This is a genomic window from Streptomyces sp. NPDC002680, assembly GCF_042889145.1.
Taxonomy (GTDB): Bacteria; Actinomycetota; Actinomycetes; order Streptomycetales; family Streptomycetaceae; genus Streptomyces; species Streptomyces adonidis.
In genome coordinates this window covers 65,647-80,078 of the sequence record NZ_JBIAQP010000014.1, presented here as the reverse complement: position 1 = coordinate 80,078, position 14,432 = coordinate 65,647, and the positions used below count along the sequence as shown (strand labels likewise).

Annotated in this window: 13 protein-coding genes; 1 reads left to right on the top strand and 12 read right to left on the bottom strand. The window is 70.0% G+C overall.

Annotated features, from left to right (window positions below):
• Positions 1-51: 51 nt before the first annotated feature.
• The 7 genes from rplS to proS all read right to left on the bottom strand — a co-directional run bounded on the left by rplS (position 52) and on the right by proS (position 5,353).
• Complete coding sequence (rplS, locus tag ACFYXF_RS32975) at positions 52-402, bottom strand: 50S ribosomal protein L19 (protein ID WP_235474558.1); 351 nt, start codon at positions 400-402, stop codon at positions 52-54.
• Positions 403-535: 133 nt separating this feature from the next.
• Entirely contained in the window at positions 536-1,357 is an 822-nt protein-coding gene (gene trmD, locus ACFYXF_RS32970; protein WP_389355200.1) for a tRNA (guanosine(37)-N1)-methyltransferase TrmD, read from the bottom strand.
• Positions 1,357-1,899 (bottom strand): ribosome maturation factor RimM, encoded by a 543-nt coding sequence (rimM, locus tag ACFYXF_RS32965; RefSeq protein WP_389355198.1) that lies wholly within the window; start codon positions 1,897-1,899, stop codon positions 1,357-1,359. The genes trmD and rimM overlap by 1 nt, the downstream gene beginning before the upstream one ends.
• Before the next feature lie 106 nt (positions 1,900-2,005).
• Positions 2,006-2,245: an RNA-binding protein gene (locus ACFYXF_RS32960; protein ID WP_006373563.1), complete on the bottom strand. Its 240-nt coding sequence runs from the start codon at positions 2,243-2,245 to the stop codon at positions 2,006-2,008.
• A gap of 2 nt (positions 2,246-2,247) precedes the next feature.
• Positions 2,248-2,667 carry a 30S ribosomal protein S16 gene (gene rpsP / locus ACFYXF_RS32955; protein WP_369035494.1) on the bottom strand — a complete coding sequence of 140 codons (420 nt, stop codon included), beginning with the start codon at positions 2,665-2,667 and terminating at the stop codon, positions 2,248-2,250.
• A 416-nt stretch (positions 2,668-3,083) separates the two neighbouring features.
• On the bottom strand, positions 3,084-3,686 hold the full coding sequence (locus ACFYXF_RS32950; protein ID WP_105973762.1) for a hypothetical protein: 603 nt from the start codon (positions 3,684-3,686) through the stop codon (positions 3,084-3,086).
• Positions 3,687-3,937: 251 nt separating this feature from the next.
• Positions 3,938-5,353 (bottom strand): proline--tRNA ligase, encoded by a 1,416-nt coding sequence (gene proS / locus ACFYXF_RS32945; protein ID WP_389355196.1) that lies wholly within the window; start codon positions 5,351-5,353, stop codon positions 3,938-3,940.
• 198 nt (positions 5,354-5,551) lie between these two features.
• On the opposite strand from proS, the gene ACFYXF_RS32940 reads away from it, so the two are divergent.
• Positions 5,552-6,400, top strand: a complete 849-nt coding sequence (locus ACFYXF_RS32940; protein WP_389355194.1) for an SAM-dependent methyltransferase — start codon at positions 5,552-5,554, stop codon at positions 6,398-6,400.
• Between the two features lie 6 nt (positions 6,401-6,406).
• Here ACFYXF_RS32940 and ftsH read toward each other — a convergent pair whose 3' ends face one another.
• From ftsH to ACFYXF_RS32915, 5 genes are all read right to left on the bottom strand, one after another.
• Entirely contained in the window at positions 6,407-8,344 is a 1,938-nt protein-coding gene (gene ftsH / locus ACFYXF_RS32935) for an ATP-dependent zinc metalloprotease FtsH (RefSeq protein ID WP_389355192.1), read from the bottom strand.
• Between the two features lie 116 nt (positions 8,345-8,460).
• A complete protein-coding gene (gene ffh, locus ACFYXF_RS32930; protein ID WP_389355190.1) occupies positions 8,461-10,020 on the bottom strand; it encodes a signal recognition particle protein in 1,560 nt (519 codons plus the stop codon).
• Positions 10,021-10,139: 119 nt separating this feature from the next.
• Positions 10,140-12,596: a [protein-PII] uridylyltransferase gene (locus ACFYXF_RS32925; protein WP_389355188.1), complete on the bottom strand. Its 2,457-nt coding sequence runs from the start codon at positions 12,594-12,596 to the stop codon at positions 10,140-10,142.
• A gap of 27 nt (positions 12,597-12,623) precedes the next feature.
• Complete coding sequence (locus ACFYXF_RS32920) at positions 12,624-12,962, bottom strand: P-II family nitrogen regulator (protein ID WP_235474567.1); 339 nt, start codon at positions 12,960-12,962, stop codon at positions 12,624-12,626.
• Positions 12,959-14,299 (bottom strand): ammonium transporter, encoded by a 1,341-nt coding sequence (locus tag ACFYXF_RS32915; RefSeq protein WP_389355186.1) that lies wholly within the window; start codon positions 14,297-14,299, stop codon positions 12,959-12,961. The genes ACFYXF_RS32920 and ACFYXF_RS32915 overlap by 4 nt, the downstream gene beginning before the upstream one ends.
• Positions 14,300-14,432 lie beyond the last annotated feature (133 nt).

Genomic DNA, 14,432 nt, shown 5'->3' with positions numbered 1-14,432 from the left:
ATGTTATCCGGCCTCGATGTGAGCCCTCTTTATATCGGGCCCCGCGAAAGCTCAGTTGTCGCGCTTCTCCTTGATCTTCGCGGCCTTACCGCGCAGCTCACGGAGGTAGTACAGCTTCGCGCGACGCACGTCACCGCGGGTGACCAGCTCGATCTTCTCGACGATCGGGGTGTGCACCGGGAAGGTGCGCTCCACGCCGACGGAGAACGAGACCTTGCGGACCGTGAAGGTCTCGCGGACACCGGCGCCCTGACGGCGGATGACCACGCCCTTGAACTGCTGCACACGGGAGCGGTTGCCCTCGATGACGCGGACGTGGACGTTGACGGTGTCACCCGGGCGGAAGGCCGGGATGTCGTCGCGCAGCGACGCGGCGTCGACGGAGTCGAGCAGGTTGGACATTTCGTCTGCTTTCTTCGCTGATGCCACAGGTCATCAACGGGAGCTTGGTTTTCGAAAGGATGCTGTCCGTGCCGGGGCGGGCGTCGTGTCCCCCCGTGGCAGGGGCGCACGCCGGACGACGCACAACAGCGACCTATTCTTCCACGCCCTCTGGCCTGCGCCAAAATCGGCCGCCGGGGGCCGGCTCCCACCCCATGATCGAGAGCATCTCGCGGTCCTTCTTGTCGAAGACGGACGCGTCGGTCTGCTCGATCAGGTCGGGCCGGTTGGCCGCCGTACGACGCAGTGCCTCGTCCCGGCGCCAGCGCGCGATCTTCCCGTGGTGGCCGCTGAGCAGCACGTCCGGGATCTCCCGGCCGCGCCACTGGGGCGGCTTGGTGTAGATCGGCCCCTCCAGGAGGTTGGCCATGGCACCCGGCGCGAAGGAGTCGTCCCGGTGCGACTCGGCGTTGCCGAGGACCCCGGGCAGCAGCCGCGCCACGGCCTCCGTGATCACGAGTACGGCCGCCTCGCCGCCGGCGAGCACATAGTCGCCGATGGACACCTCGTAGACGGGCATCCTGGTCGCGTACTCGTCGATGACACGCCGGTCGATGCCCTCGTACCGGGCCGGCGTGAAGACCAGCCACGGCCGCTCGGACAGCTCGACGGCGAGCGCCTGGGTGAACGGGCGGCCACTGGGCGTGGGCACGACCAGCGCGGGCATCCCGGAGCCGGTCTCGTATCCGTCGGCCAGGACGTCGTCCAGCGCGTCGCCCCACGGGTCGGTCTTCATGACCATGCCCGGGCCGCCGCCGTAGGGCGTGTCGTCGACCGTGTTGTGGCGGTCGTACGTCCAGTCCCGAAGATGATGCACGTGCACATTCAGCTGTCCACGCGCGCGTGCCTTGCCGACGAGCGAGACGTTCAGGGGTTCGAGGTACTCGGGGAAGATCGTGACGACGTCGAGGCGCATCAGGCGTCGTCCCTGGACGAGGCGACCTCCGCCTGGTCGTCGATCAGACCCGGCGGCGGGTCGATGACCGCCCGCTGCTCCTCCAGGTCGATCTCCAGCACGATCTCCTCGACGAACGGGACGTACACCTCGCTGCCGTCGGGGCGCTCCACGACGAACAGGTCCTGGGAGGGCAGATGCGAGATCTCGGTGATGCGTCCGACCTCGGTGCCGTCGGTCAGGACCACGTCGAGGTCCATCAGCTGGTGGTCGTAGTACTCGTCCTCGCCCTCGGGGAGTTCCTCGGGGTCGACGTCGGCGATCAGCAGGGTGTTGCGCAGGGCCTCGGCGCCGGTCCGGTCGCGTACGCCCTCGAAGCGCAGCAGGAGGCGGCCGCTGTGGACGCGGCCCGTCTCGATGGTCAGCGGGCCCGCCGTGGCCGGGTCGGTGGCCAGGACGGCGCCGGGCGAGAGCCGCAGCTCCGGCTCGTCCGTACGTACCTCGACGGTGACCTCGCCCTTGATGCCGTGGGCGCGGCCCACGCGCGCGACTACGAGCTGCACTTTCTGGAATCTCCTGTCGTGTGCCTACGGCATTACCGCGTAGACGACTACGGGCCGGGGACGGCCCAAGTGGCCCTCCCCGGCCCGAGCCGGTGCTGCGTGATGATCAGCGAACCTGGTCCACGTCGACGAGGTCGACACGGACACCGCGCCCGCCGATGGCACCCACGACGGTTCGCAGGGCACGTGCGGTACGGCCGTTGCGGCCGATCACCTTGCCGAGGTCGTCGGGGTGGACCCTGACCTCCAGAACGCGCCCGCGACGCAGGTCGCGCGAGGCGACCTGCACTTCGTCGGGGTTGTCGACGATGCCCTTCACGAGGTGCTCAAGAGCCTCCTCGAGCATGCTCAGGCCTCGGTCGACGTGGACTCGGCCGCGGCCTCGTCCTTCTTCTCAGCCTTCTTCTTCTGAGTGATGGCCTCACCCTTGCCGTCGCTGTCGCCACCCAGGGCCTCGAACGACGGACGCGCGGCCTTCGGAGCGGCCACGAGCAGCGGAGCCGGGGCGGGCAGGCCCTTGAACTTCTGCCAGTCGCCGGTCAGCTTGAGGATGGCGAGAACCGGCTCGGTCGGCTGCGCGCCGACACCCAGCCAGTACTGCGCGCGGTCGGTGTCGACCTCGATGCGCGAGGGGTTCTGCACCGGGTGGTACAGGCCGATCTCCTCGATGGCCCGGCCGTCACGGCGGGTACGGGAGTCGGCGACGACGATGCGGTAGTGAGGCGAACGGATCTTGCCCAGACGCTTCAGCTTGATCTTGACTGCCACGGGAGTGGGTTCTCCTGGATTTGACGTGGTTGGGCACGGCGAGGTTGCCGCGTGGGGTTGCGGTACCCGAGTGCCCGATGGACGCGTCAGCCGGAGGCGAGAGGGTTCCTGTGCGGCTGTCGAGTACAGCTGGCCATTCTGCCATACCCTGCGGGTTGCTTGAACCGGAGGGTGTTGCTTGCGCCCATGCCTGATGGGCACCCCGCGCCAGGGTGCCGTAGAGGCCGTTCGCGCAGCCCAGCGCTTACGGGGTGCCGCTGCGCCTACCCGTGCCGCCCTTAGCGGCACGCATGCCCGCAGCTACGCGTGCGCGGCTGCCGGCAGGCGGGCGGTCGCGGCACCCCGACGAACCTCTCCCCACGTGTTCCTCCGGCACCCACGAGATGCCGGGCTCGATCACGTTGCGGGGCGGAGCCTCAGGCGGCGCCCGCGCCCACGATCTCGGGGATTCTGAACGGCTTGCCGCAGCCGCCGCACACGATCGGCGCCTGCGCCAGCACCGACGGGACGACGCGCACGTTGCGACCGCAGTCGCAGACGGCCTTCACGCGCACCCCGCCCCCGGAGGAGCCGTGGCGCGCGGCCGGGCCGCGGAACGCGCGGGTCGTGTCGGCGGACGTGGCCACCGTGTGCGCCTTCAGGGCGCGCTGCAGCCGCTCCATGGTGGGGCGGTACCGCCGCTTGGCCTCGGGGTTGAGCGTGACCAGTGAGAAGCCGCTGCTGGGATGCGGTTCCTCCGGGTGGTCCAGGCCCAGCTCCTCGGCGATCGCGAGGAATCTGCGGTTGTGGTAGCGGCCGGCCCGGGAGGTGTCGCGTACTCCGCGGGCGGCGGCGATGCCATGGACTGCCTCATGAAGCAGTCGCTCGAAGGAGAGCGCGTGTCCGCAGGCGGACGACGACTCTCCGATCAGGGACTCGGGCGCGGCAAGATCGGGCAGCTCGGGGTGGTACCGCTGAATGTCGGCCCACGCCTGCGCCAGTTCTGCGGCGAGAACAGGTGGTGTCTGTGTCGTGCTCACGTAATGACAACGAGCCTGGGTGCCGCTGTGTTCCGATTCCGGGCCATCCCAAATAATTTGCACGTACCCGTCAGTTGCCGCTGATACGTCCGGACGAGGGCGGGTGCGCTGATCTGCGGAGAAGCCTCACAGCTCATACCAAGCCGGTGCGTAGCCCCACGTACGACCCGGCGCGTAGACGCTGTCCGCACGCCGGGGCACCTGAGGTCGTCCGGTGCGCAAGAGGCCTTTCGGTCGCTCTCGTCCGTACTTCAGTAAGCGCGCGCGACGACGGCGACGTTACCCGGTGCGTCATCGGCGTCCGGCACCGACCCGTCCGCGGCGACCAGACACCGTACGGTCACCGCGTGCTCAGCCAGCCTCGCCTCGCCCTGCTCGCCGAGGACCGCCCAGGGGATGCGCGCCCAACCGCCGGCGGTCGCCACCTCCACGGCCTCCTCGAACGTCGACACGTCCGACGTACGCGACTCCCGGCGCTCGCGCGACTGGGCCAGCAGCAGCGCCTGGTCCTCTTCGAGGACGGTGGGCAGCAGTCGTACGAGTGTGTCGAGGGCCACCGGCTCCTTGCCGCCCGGGATCCGGCGGGCGAGCATCGCCGTGCCGTTCTCCAGGTCACGGGGGCCGATCTCGATACGGACGGGCACGCCCTTCAGCTCCCAGTCGACGGCGCGGCGGCCGAAGGGCACGTCAGTGCGGTCGTCCACATGGACGCGTACGCCCGCCGCCTTCAGCCGGTCGCCGAGTTCGCGGACCTTGGCCAGAACCGCTTCGTCGCCCTTGATCGCGAGGACCACGGCCTGGATCGCGGCGAGACGCGGCGGGACCCGCAGGCCGTTGTCGTCCCCGTGTGCCATCACCAGGGCGCCGATCATGCGGGTCGTCGACCCCCAGGACGTCTGCCAGACGAGTTCCTGCCTGCCCTCCTTCGACAGGTAGCTGGTGTTGAACGCCTTGGCGAAGTTCTGGCCCAGCTCATGGCTGGTGGCCATTTGAAGGGCCTTGCCGTCGCCCATCATGCCTTCGAGCGTGAGGGTGTTGATCGCGCCCGCGAAGCGTTCCTTGACCGTCTTGCGGCCGGGAACCGTGTCCATCGCCAGGACGTTCACCATGAAGTCCTCGTAGACGTCGCGGTGGATGTGCGCGGCGAAGGCGCGGGCGTCCTCCTGTGTGGCGTGCGCGGTGTGGCCCTCCTGCCACAGGAACTCCGTCGTCCGGAGGAAGAGCCGGGGGCGCAGTTCCCAACGCACCACGTTCGCCCACTGGTTGATCAGCAGGGGCAGATCGCGGTAGCTCTGCACCCACTTCGAGAAGTAGTCGTTGATGATCATCTCGGAGGTGGGGCGGACGACCGCGGGCTCTTCGAGGTCCTTGCCGCCGGCGTGCGTGACCACGGCCAGCTCCGGCGCGAACCCCTCGACGTGCTCGGCCTCCTTGGCGAAGTACGACTGCGGGATCAGCAGCGGGAAGTACGCGTTCTGCGCGCCCGTCTCCTTGATCCGCGCGTCCATCTCGGCCTGCATCCGCTCCCACAGCCCGTAGCCGTACGGCCGGATGACCATGGTGCCCCGCACTGGACCGTTGTCGGCCAACTCGGCCTTGCCGACCAGATCCTGGTACCAGCGGGGGAAGTCAATTGCCTGCGGCGTGAGTACGGGTGCCTTTGCCATGACGCGATGCTACGGGCCCACGTTGCCGGCATGTGAATTCTTTTCCTGAGCACAGCGAGGGCACAACCTCGGCTCCACAACCCCTGGACGGCGGGTCGGGAGCGCAGTTACCTGGCATACGGGGGAAGTGCGGGCGCACTGAACGGGGGCCACCACATCGGGAACAGCGACAACTCTCGGCGGATTGGGGCGCTTTCGATGACACCTACGCTCGTGCGGCAGCACCAGCCTCACGCGGGTCCTGCGACCCGCGTGGACCTGTGCGCACGCGCGCGTGACTGGTCGGAGATCCAGGAGCGGATGCTCGTACCGCTCTACGAGACCGTCTACGAACGGCTGGAAGTGGGCACCGGCACCCGGCTGCTCGGCCTCGGCTGCGGCTCGGGCCTGGCCCTGTTGATGGCCGCCGCGAGAGGTGCCGCCGTCACCGGTGTCGAGGCCTCGTCACCCGAACGGCTGGCCCTCGCGCGGGAGCGCCTGCTGCCCGAATCGTCGGGCACGCGCGCGCGTGGCGGCACCCGGCTCGTGGCACGCCTCCCCAGAGAGGCGGACGCTCCCCCGTACACCCTGGTGACCGCGTTCGAGCCGATCGGCTCTCTCGCGGGCGACTCCGAAGGACTCGCCGAGACCCTCGCGGCGGTGGTACCCCCGGTCGAACGCGGCACGCCTGTGGTACTCGCGGGCTGGGGCCCACCGGAGCGCTGCGCCACCTCGGCCGTACTGCGGGTCGCGACCCGGCTCGCGGATCCACTGCGTGTCACGGGCAGTTGGCGCCCCGCGCTCCGCGACGACCTGGAGGAGGTCGCCCAGCGGGCGGGACTGCGCCCGGACGGCTCCGGGCGGGTGGCGTGCCCGTTCGGGTACGCCGACCTGGGCAGCGCGGTACGAGGGCTGCTGTCGACGGGACTGTTCGACGCGGCGATCACGGCGACCGGCCAGGAGCAGGTCGACAAGGAGCTGGCGGAGGCGCTGCATCCGCATCAGCGGCGGGACGGGACGATCTGGATGCCGAACGTCTTCCGGTACGTCATCGCCCTGACGGTGTGAGCCGGCTCAGTCGTCCTTGCCCAGACGCGCGATCCCGGCGACCCGGTACGCGTCCGCCTCCTCCAGCGTCTCGTTCTCCAGCAGGGCCGTGGCCAGCGCGTCCAGCTGGGTTCGGTGGTCGCGGAGCTTGCCGCAGGCCTCCTCGTAGCACTCGTCGACGATGCGCCGCATCTCGTGCTCGATCACGTCCAGGGTCTGCGGAGCCGCCGAGAGGCCGTACGCCTGCTGGGCGTCGTTCGGGAGCGCCGAGAGCCGGCCGACCCGCTCGCTCATGCCCCAGCGCGCGACCATCCCACGCACGATGTTGGTCACCTGTTCGAGGTCGTTCTCCGCACCCGTGGTGACGACCCCGAAGACGACCTGTTCCGCGGCCATCCCGCCCAGCGCACCGATGATCCGACCGCGCAGATACTCCTCCGTGTACGCGTATCTGTCGGCGTCGGGCGTGGAGAGCGTGACGCCGAGCGCCCGTCCCCTGGGCACGATGGTGATCTTGCGGACCGGGTCGGCGCCCGGCTGGAGCATGCCCAGCAGGGCGTGGCCGCTCTCGTGGTAGGCCGTGCGCCGACGCTCCTCGGCCGGCATGACCAGCGGGCGTTCGGCGCCCAGCTGCACCTTCTCCAGCGCCTCCGACAGGTCGGTCTGCGTCACCAGCTCCTGCTTGCGCTTGACCGCGAGCAGCGCGGCCTCGTTGGCCAGGTTGGCCAGTTCGGCGCCGGTCATCCCCGGCGTCGTACGGGCGACCTGGGCCAGGTCCACGCCCGGGGCCAGCGGGATCTGCCGGGTGTGGATCTCCAGGATCGCCTCACGGCCGGCCCGGTCCGGCGGCGAGACACTGACGACCCGGTCGAAACGGCCCGGGCGAGTCAGGGCGGGGTCCAGGACATCGGCGCGGTTGGTGGCGGCGAGGACGATGACGCCCTCGGAGCCGGAGAAGCCGTCCATCTCGGTGAGGATCTGGTTCAGGGTCTGCTCGCGCTCGTCGTGGCCGCCCATGCCGGCGCCGCTGCCGCGGACCCGCCCGATGGTGTCGATCTCGTCGATGAAGATGATGGACGGGGCGACCTTGCGGGCCTCGGCGAACAGCTCACGCACCCGCGAGGCGCCCACGCCCACGATCATCTCGATGAACTCCGACGCGGAGGCCGAGAAGAAGGGCACCCCCGCCTCCCCGGCGACCGCGCGCGCGAGCAGCGTCTTGCCGGTGCCCGGCCGCCCGGCCAGCAGCACCCCGCGCGGCATCTTGGCGCCCATGCGGCGGTAGGCGTCCGGGTTCTTCAGGAAGTCGACGACGTCGTTCAGCTCGCCCTCGACCTCGTCGATGCCCGCCACGTCCCCGAACGTCGTGCGCTCGGCGCCCGGCTGTAGTTCGACCGGCTTGGGCGGCGCCTTGCGCCCCAGCATGCCGCCCCCGCCGCCGAGCCCCGTGCTCATCCGCCGCGCGATGAAGACCCACAGGACGACGAGTAGCAGCATCGGAGCGAGCGAGATCAACAGGTTGAACAGGAGGCTGCGCTGCTTGACGACCGGTTCCGCCGTGACGGTGACGTTGTTCTTGGTGAGGTCCTCCCAGAGCTGGTCGTCCGCGAACTCCGGGCGCTGGGTCTTGAACTTCGTGTACTTGCCGTCGCCCTCGGGGTTGTCCTGGGACTTCTTCAGCTGGCCCTGGATCGCGTCGCCCTTGGAGTAGATCTTGCTGACGTTGCCGGAGTCGACCTGCTTGCTGAACGCGGTGTACGAGATCGTCGGCTCGTCACCCTCGTTGAACAGGGACAGCGCGAGGTAGGCGACGAGGAAGACGAACAGGGCGGCGAAGACCAGGTTCCACCAGCCGCCCCGCATCCGCCGCCCACCGGGTGACGGCTTCGGCGGCTCCTCGTCCGGAGTGCCCTCGGAACGCCACGGCTGGTCGGGGGCCTTGCGCGGCGGCACAGGGTTGGTCATATCCGGACGTTACGACACACCCCGGGCGCGAGCACGCGCAGAAAGCGCGAGGGCGCCCCTCCGACGAGGGGCGCCCTGAACGACGTACGAGCGCCGCGAATCAGCACATGAACTGCTCAGCCCATGAACTTCTTGAACTCGTCCGGCAGCTCGAAGTCCTGGCCTGCCTGCTGGCCCGGCAGACCGAACGCGCCGCCCGGAGCACCTGCGGCGCCGGCGGCCTTGCGCGCGGCCTCCTCCTGCTCCTGCTGCTTGCGCTTCATCGGGTTGCCGGAGCGCTGCTTGCCCTTGGCCTGCTTGGGCTGCTTCTTCGACCGGCCGGGGCCGCCGCCCATGCCCGGCATCCCGGGCATCCCCGGCATGCCGCCGCCCTGGGCCATGCGGGACATCATCTTGCGGGCCTCGAAGAACCGCTCGACCAGGCCCTTGACCGCGCTGACCTCGACACCGGAACCCTTGGCGATACGGGCGCGGCGCGAGCCGTTGATGATCGTCGCGTCCTGGCGCTCGGCCGGGGTCATCGACTTGATGATGGCCGCCGTACGGTCCACATCGCGCTCGTCGAGGTTGTTGATCTGGTCCTTGATCTGCCCCATGCCGGGCAGCATGCCGAGCAGCTTGGAGATGCTGCCCATCTTCCTGACCTGCTCCATCTGGGCCAGGAAGTCGTCCAGGGTGAAGTCCTGGCCCTTCTTGGACGCCAGCTTGGAGGCCATTTTCTCGGCCTCCTCCTGACTGAACGTCTTCTCCGCCTGCTCGATCAGGGTGAGGAGGTCACCCATGTCGAGGATGCGGGAGGCCATCCGGTCGGGGTGGAATGCGTCGAAGTCGTCGAGCTTCTCACCGTTCGACGCGAACATGATCGGCTTGCCGGTCACCGAGGCGATCGACAGGGCCGCACCACCGCGGGCGTCACCGTCGAGCTTCGACAGGACGACACCGTCGAACCCGACACCGTCCCGGAAGGCCTCGGCCGTGTTGACGGCGTCCTGGCCGATCATGGCGTCGACGACGAAGAGGATCTCGTCCGGCGACACCGCGTCCCGGATGTCCGCGGCCTGCTGCATCAGCTCGGCGTCGATACCGAGGCGGCCGGCGGTGTCCACGATCACGATGTCGTGGACCTTGGTCTTCGCGAACTCCATGGAGTCCTTGGCGACCTTGACCGGGTCCCCGACCCCGTTGCCCGGCTCGGGCGCGTAGACCGCGACCCCGGCCCGCTCGGCGACGACGCTCAGCTGGTTGACGGCGTTGGGGCGCTGAAGGTCGGCGGCGACGAGGAGGGGCGAGTGCCCCTGGTCCTTGAGCCACTTGCCGAGCTTGCCCGCGAGCGTGGTCTTACCGGCACCCTGGAGACCGGCCAGCATGATGACGGTGGGCGGGTTCTTGGCGAAGCGGAGACGGCGGGTTTCGCCGCCGAGGATGGTCACCAGCTCGTCATTGACGATCTTGAGGACCTGCTGGGCGGGGTTCAGGGCCTTGGAGACATCGCTGCCGAGCGCCCTCTCCTTCACGTTCTTGATGAACGTCCGCACGACCGGCAGGGCCACGTCGGCTTCGAGGAGCGCGATACGAATCTCGCGGGCCGTGGCGTCGATGTCCGCCTCGGAAAGCCGGCCCTTGCCCCGGAGCGTTTTGAAGGTGGCTTGGAGGCGATCGGAGAGAGTATCGAACACGGCGGCGTCGGTCCTCGGAGTCGGGGGCAGAGTGGGCTGTTCTCCAGGGTATCCGGCCCTGCAAGCAATTCGTCCCCGCCTGCTGATTCAGCAGGCGGGGACGGAAATCCGCGGGGCGGTCACCCCCGCAGCATCTCCTCCAGCTTCCGCGCCACCAATGACGCCTCGTCCCCCGGCAGGGGCGCGCCCTTGGCAGTGGTCACGTAGAACGCGTCCACGGCATTGGACCCCAGCGTGCTGACGTGCATGCTCCGCATCCGCACCCCCGCGTCCTCCAGTGCCTGTCCGATCCGGTGCAGGAGCCCCGGGGCGTCCTGGGCGCGGACCTCGATCACCGTGGCCAGGCGGGAAGCGGTCGGGTGGACGGTCACCCGGGCCGGTGGCGCCACGACACCCCGGCGGCGCGGGTAGGCCGCGTCCCGCTCGGCCAGCCGCCCCGCGATGTCCAGAGAGCCGTCCAGGGCCCGTACGAGGTCGGCGCGCAGGCGGGCCGCCTGGGGCAGGGAGCCGTATTCGGCGGCTACGCGCCAGTCGAGGAGCAGGACCGCGCCCTCGACGCCGTCGGGAAGCTCCAGTGCGCGCAGTTCCGCCGTGCGGACCGTCAACCGGTGCATCGCCAGCACCCCGGCCACGGCGGGCAGGACGCCCGGCTGGTCGGGTACGGCGATCAGCAGCTCCACGCCCAGCGGCTCGGGATCCCCGGAGGGCTCCTCCTCCGACGCGTCCGCCGGGGGTTCCGTCTGGGCGCGCAGCGCCAGTACCGGTCCCCCGGTGGCGATCGCCTCGATGGCGAGCCGTTCCTGTTCGGCGGTGGGCGCGGCGGCCTCGGGTTCCTCGGCGGCGTCCCCGGAGAGCACGGCGGCGACCCGTTTCACCAGGTCGGCGACGAGCGAGCCGCGCCAGGTCGACCAGGCGGCCGGGCCCGTCGCCAGCGCGTCGGACTCGGTGAGCGCGTGGAGCAGTTCCAGGGTGCTCTGCGAGCCGACCGCCTCGGCGACCGAGCGCACGGTGGCCGGGTCCTCCAGGTCACGCCGGGTCGCGGTGTCGATCAGGAGGAGATGGTGCCGTACGAGAGTCGCCAGCACCGCTACGTCCGCGCGGTCGAAGCCGATGCGGGCAGCCACGTCCTTGGCGATGATCTCGCCCGCGACGGAGTGGTCGCCGGGCCAGCCCTTGCCGATGTCGTGGAGCAGCGCGGAGACGAGGAGGAGGTCGGGGCGGCTGACCCGGCGGGTGAACTCGGAGGCGCGGACGGCCGTTTCGATCAGGTGGCGGTCGACCGTCCAGATGTGGACGGCGTTGCGCTGCGGGCGGCAGCGGACCCGCTCCCAGTCGGGGAGGAAGTGGGTGATCAGGCCCTCGGCCTCCAGCGCCTCCCAGACCTCGATGGTCGGGCGGCCGGAGCCCAGCAGCGTCACCAGTTGCTCGCGGGCCTCCGCAGGCCACGGGGTGGGCAGCGGGCGTGCCGCCACGGCCATACGGCGGACCGCGTGCAGGGAGAGCGGGAGGCCCGCCTGGGCGGCCGCCGCGGCGGCACGCAGCGGGAGTACGGGGTCGCGGTCGGGGCGGGCGGCGCGGGCGAGCACCACCTCGCCGTCCTGTTCGACGACACCCTCGGCCAAGGGTGAACGTTCCGCCACCGGCTTGCCGCCGCCCAGCATGGCGCGCAGGCGTGGCCGTACGGCGCGTGATCTCAGTACGCGCCCCACCTCGCGCCAGGTGACGTCACTGGCATACGACACGACGCGTGCCGCCTCGTACACCTGCCGCAGGAGGGTGTCGGCGTCGAGGAGGCCGAGTTCGGCGGCCACCTGGTCCTGTTCCTGGAGGGCGAGGCGGTCGGTGGCGCGGCCGGTCGTGAGGTGGAGGGCGTCACGGACGTCCAGGAGGCGGCGGCGGGCGTCGGTGAGGCCCTCGCGCGGGGCGTCGGCGAGCCAGGAGGCGGCGACGGCGCGCAGGGCGGTGGCGTCGCGGAGGCCGCCGCGGGCCTCCTTGAGGTCGGGTTCGAGGAGGTACTGCAGCTCGCCCTGGCGTTCGGCGCGCTCGGCGCAGAGTTCCTGGAGTTCGGGGAGGCGTTTGGGGGCCTGGTTGCGCCAGTCGGCGAGGACGGCGGTGCGCAGGCCGGCCGTGAGGCCGAGATCGCCGGCCAGGTGGCGGGCGTCGAGCAGGCCCAGCTGCACCTTGAGGTCCTCGCCGGACACCTTGCGGGCCTCGGACTGGGTCCGGACGGAGTGGTCGAGGGCGAGGCCCAGGTCCCAGACGGGGTACCAGAGGCGGTCGGCGAGGGCGGCGACCCCAGCGGAGTCGCTGCCGTCGTGCAGGAGGAGCAGGTCCAGGTCGCTGCGTGGGGAGAGTTCGCCTCTGCCGTAGCCGCCGACGGCGACCAGGGAGACTCCGCGCATTCCTTCGGCGCCTGCCGTGAACAGGCCGGTCAGCCAGTCGTCCGTCAGTTCGGCGAGGGCCGCACGGCGCGGCGGCCCGGACCGCACCCCCTCGGTGAGGAGGCGCAGCCGGGCCGCCGCATAGCCGCTGGGTCCCGAGTCCTCTGCATCCTTACGCACGTTCGTACTCGTCACCCAGCGACTCCTGTTCTTTTTCCTGCCTCAGAGCGCGTCCGGGCCGCGCTCGCCGGTCCGGACCCGGACGGCCGTGTCGACCGGGAGGGACCAGACCTTGCCGTCACCGATCTTGCCGGTTCGGGCCGCCTTGACGATGACGTCGATCAGACCCTCGGCGTCGTCGTCCTCGGCGAGAACCTCGATACGGATCTTGGGAACGAGGTCGACCGTGTACTCGGCGCCGCGGTAGACCTCGGTGTGGCCCCGCTGACGACCGTAGCCGCTCGCCTCGGTGACCGTCAGACCGTGGACCCCGAAGGCCTGGAGGGCCTCCTTGATCTCGTCGAGCCGGTGGGGCTTCACAACGGCGGTGATGAGCTTCATGCGTCCACCTTCTTGCTCTCGCCACCGACGGCCGTCGTGACGGACGTACGGGCCGAGCCACCCCCGGCGCCGCTGAAGTCGTATGCGGTCTCGGCGTGCTCGGCCTGGTCGATGCCGGCGATCTCGTCGTCCTCGGAGACGCGCATGCCGATCGTCTTGTCGAGGAGGAAGGCGAGGATCGCGGAGACGACCAGGGAGTAGCCGAGGACGGCGAAGACACCGGCGCACTGCTTCCAGAACTGGTCGAGGCCGCCGCCGTAGAAGAGGCCCTGGACCTCGGACTGGCCCTTGCCGCTGGCGAAGAAGCCGATCAGCAGGGAGCCGACGACACCGCCGACGAGGTGGACACCGACGACGTCGAGCGAGTCGTCGTAACCGAACTTGTACTTGAGGCCGACGGCCATGGCGCACAGCAGACCGGCGATGGCGCCGACGGCGATCGCGCCGATCGGGGAGACCGCACCGCCCGAGGGGGTGATGGCGACCAGACCCGCGACCGCGCCGGAGGCGGCGCCCAGGGTGGTGAACGCGCCGTGGCGGATCTTCTCGTAGATGAGCCAGGCGAGCATGGCGGCGGCGGTGGCGACCTGCGTGTTGACGAACATCAGCGAGCCGACGCCGTCGTCGTTGCCGAGCCACGAGCCGGCGTTGAAGCCGAACCAGCCGAACCAGAGGAGACCGGCGCCGAGCATGACCAGCGGGAGGCTGTGCGGGCGCATCGGGTCCTTCTTGAAGCCGACGCGCTTGCCGATGACCAGGATCACGCCGAGCGCCGCGGCACCCGCGTTGATGTGGACCGCCGTACCACCGGCGAAGTCGATGACGCCCAGCTCGAAGGCCCAGCCGCCCGCGCCCCAGACCCAGTGGGCGACGGGGAAGTACACGACCGTGGCCCACAGCGCGACGAACAGCGCCCACGCCGTGAACTTGACGCGGTCCGCGAGGGCACCGCTGATCAGGGCGGGCGTGATGATGGCGAACATCATCTGGAAGACCATGAAGGCCAGGATCGGGATGGTGTAGCCGTCCCACAGATCGGCGGTGCCGATGTCACTCAGACCGACCCAGCCCGAGGTCCAGCCGATGAAGCCGCCCTTGTCGGTGCCGAAGGCGAGCGAGAAGCCGTAGAGCACCCAGAGGATCGTGACGATCCCGATGCTGATAAAGCTCATCATCAACATGTTCAGAGTGCTCTTGACCCGAACCATGCCGCCGTAGAAGAAGGCGAGTCCGGGGGTCATGAGCAACACCAGGGCTGAACAGATCAGCATGAACCCGGTGTTCGCGGCAGACAGCGTGGGAGCGTCTGCGGCTAGCGTGATGGCGGCTGATGCCATCGGCGTCTCCTCGTCATTGGTACGGCCCCGTGCGGGCGAAGCCTGAGCGGATTGAGGGGTGGGCCGGTTATGCGCCAGAGATTGGCGCAGCGCCGTTTCGGTCGACGCCCCTCGATGTTTCGCCGCAGTGACG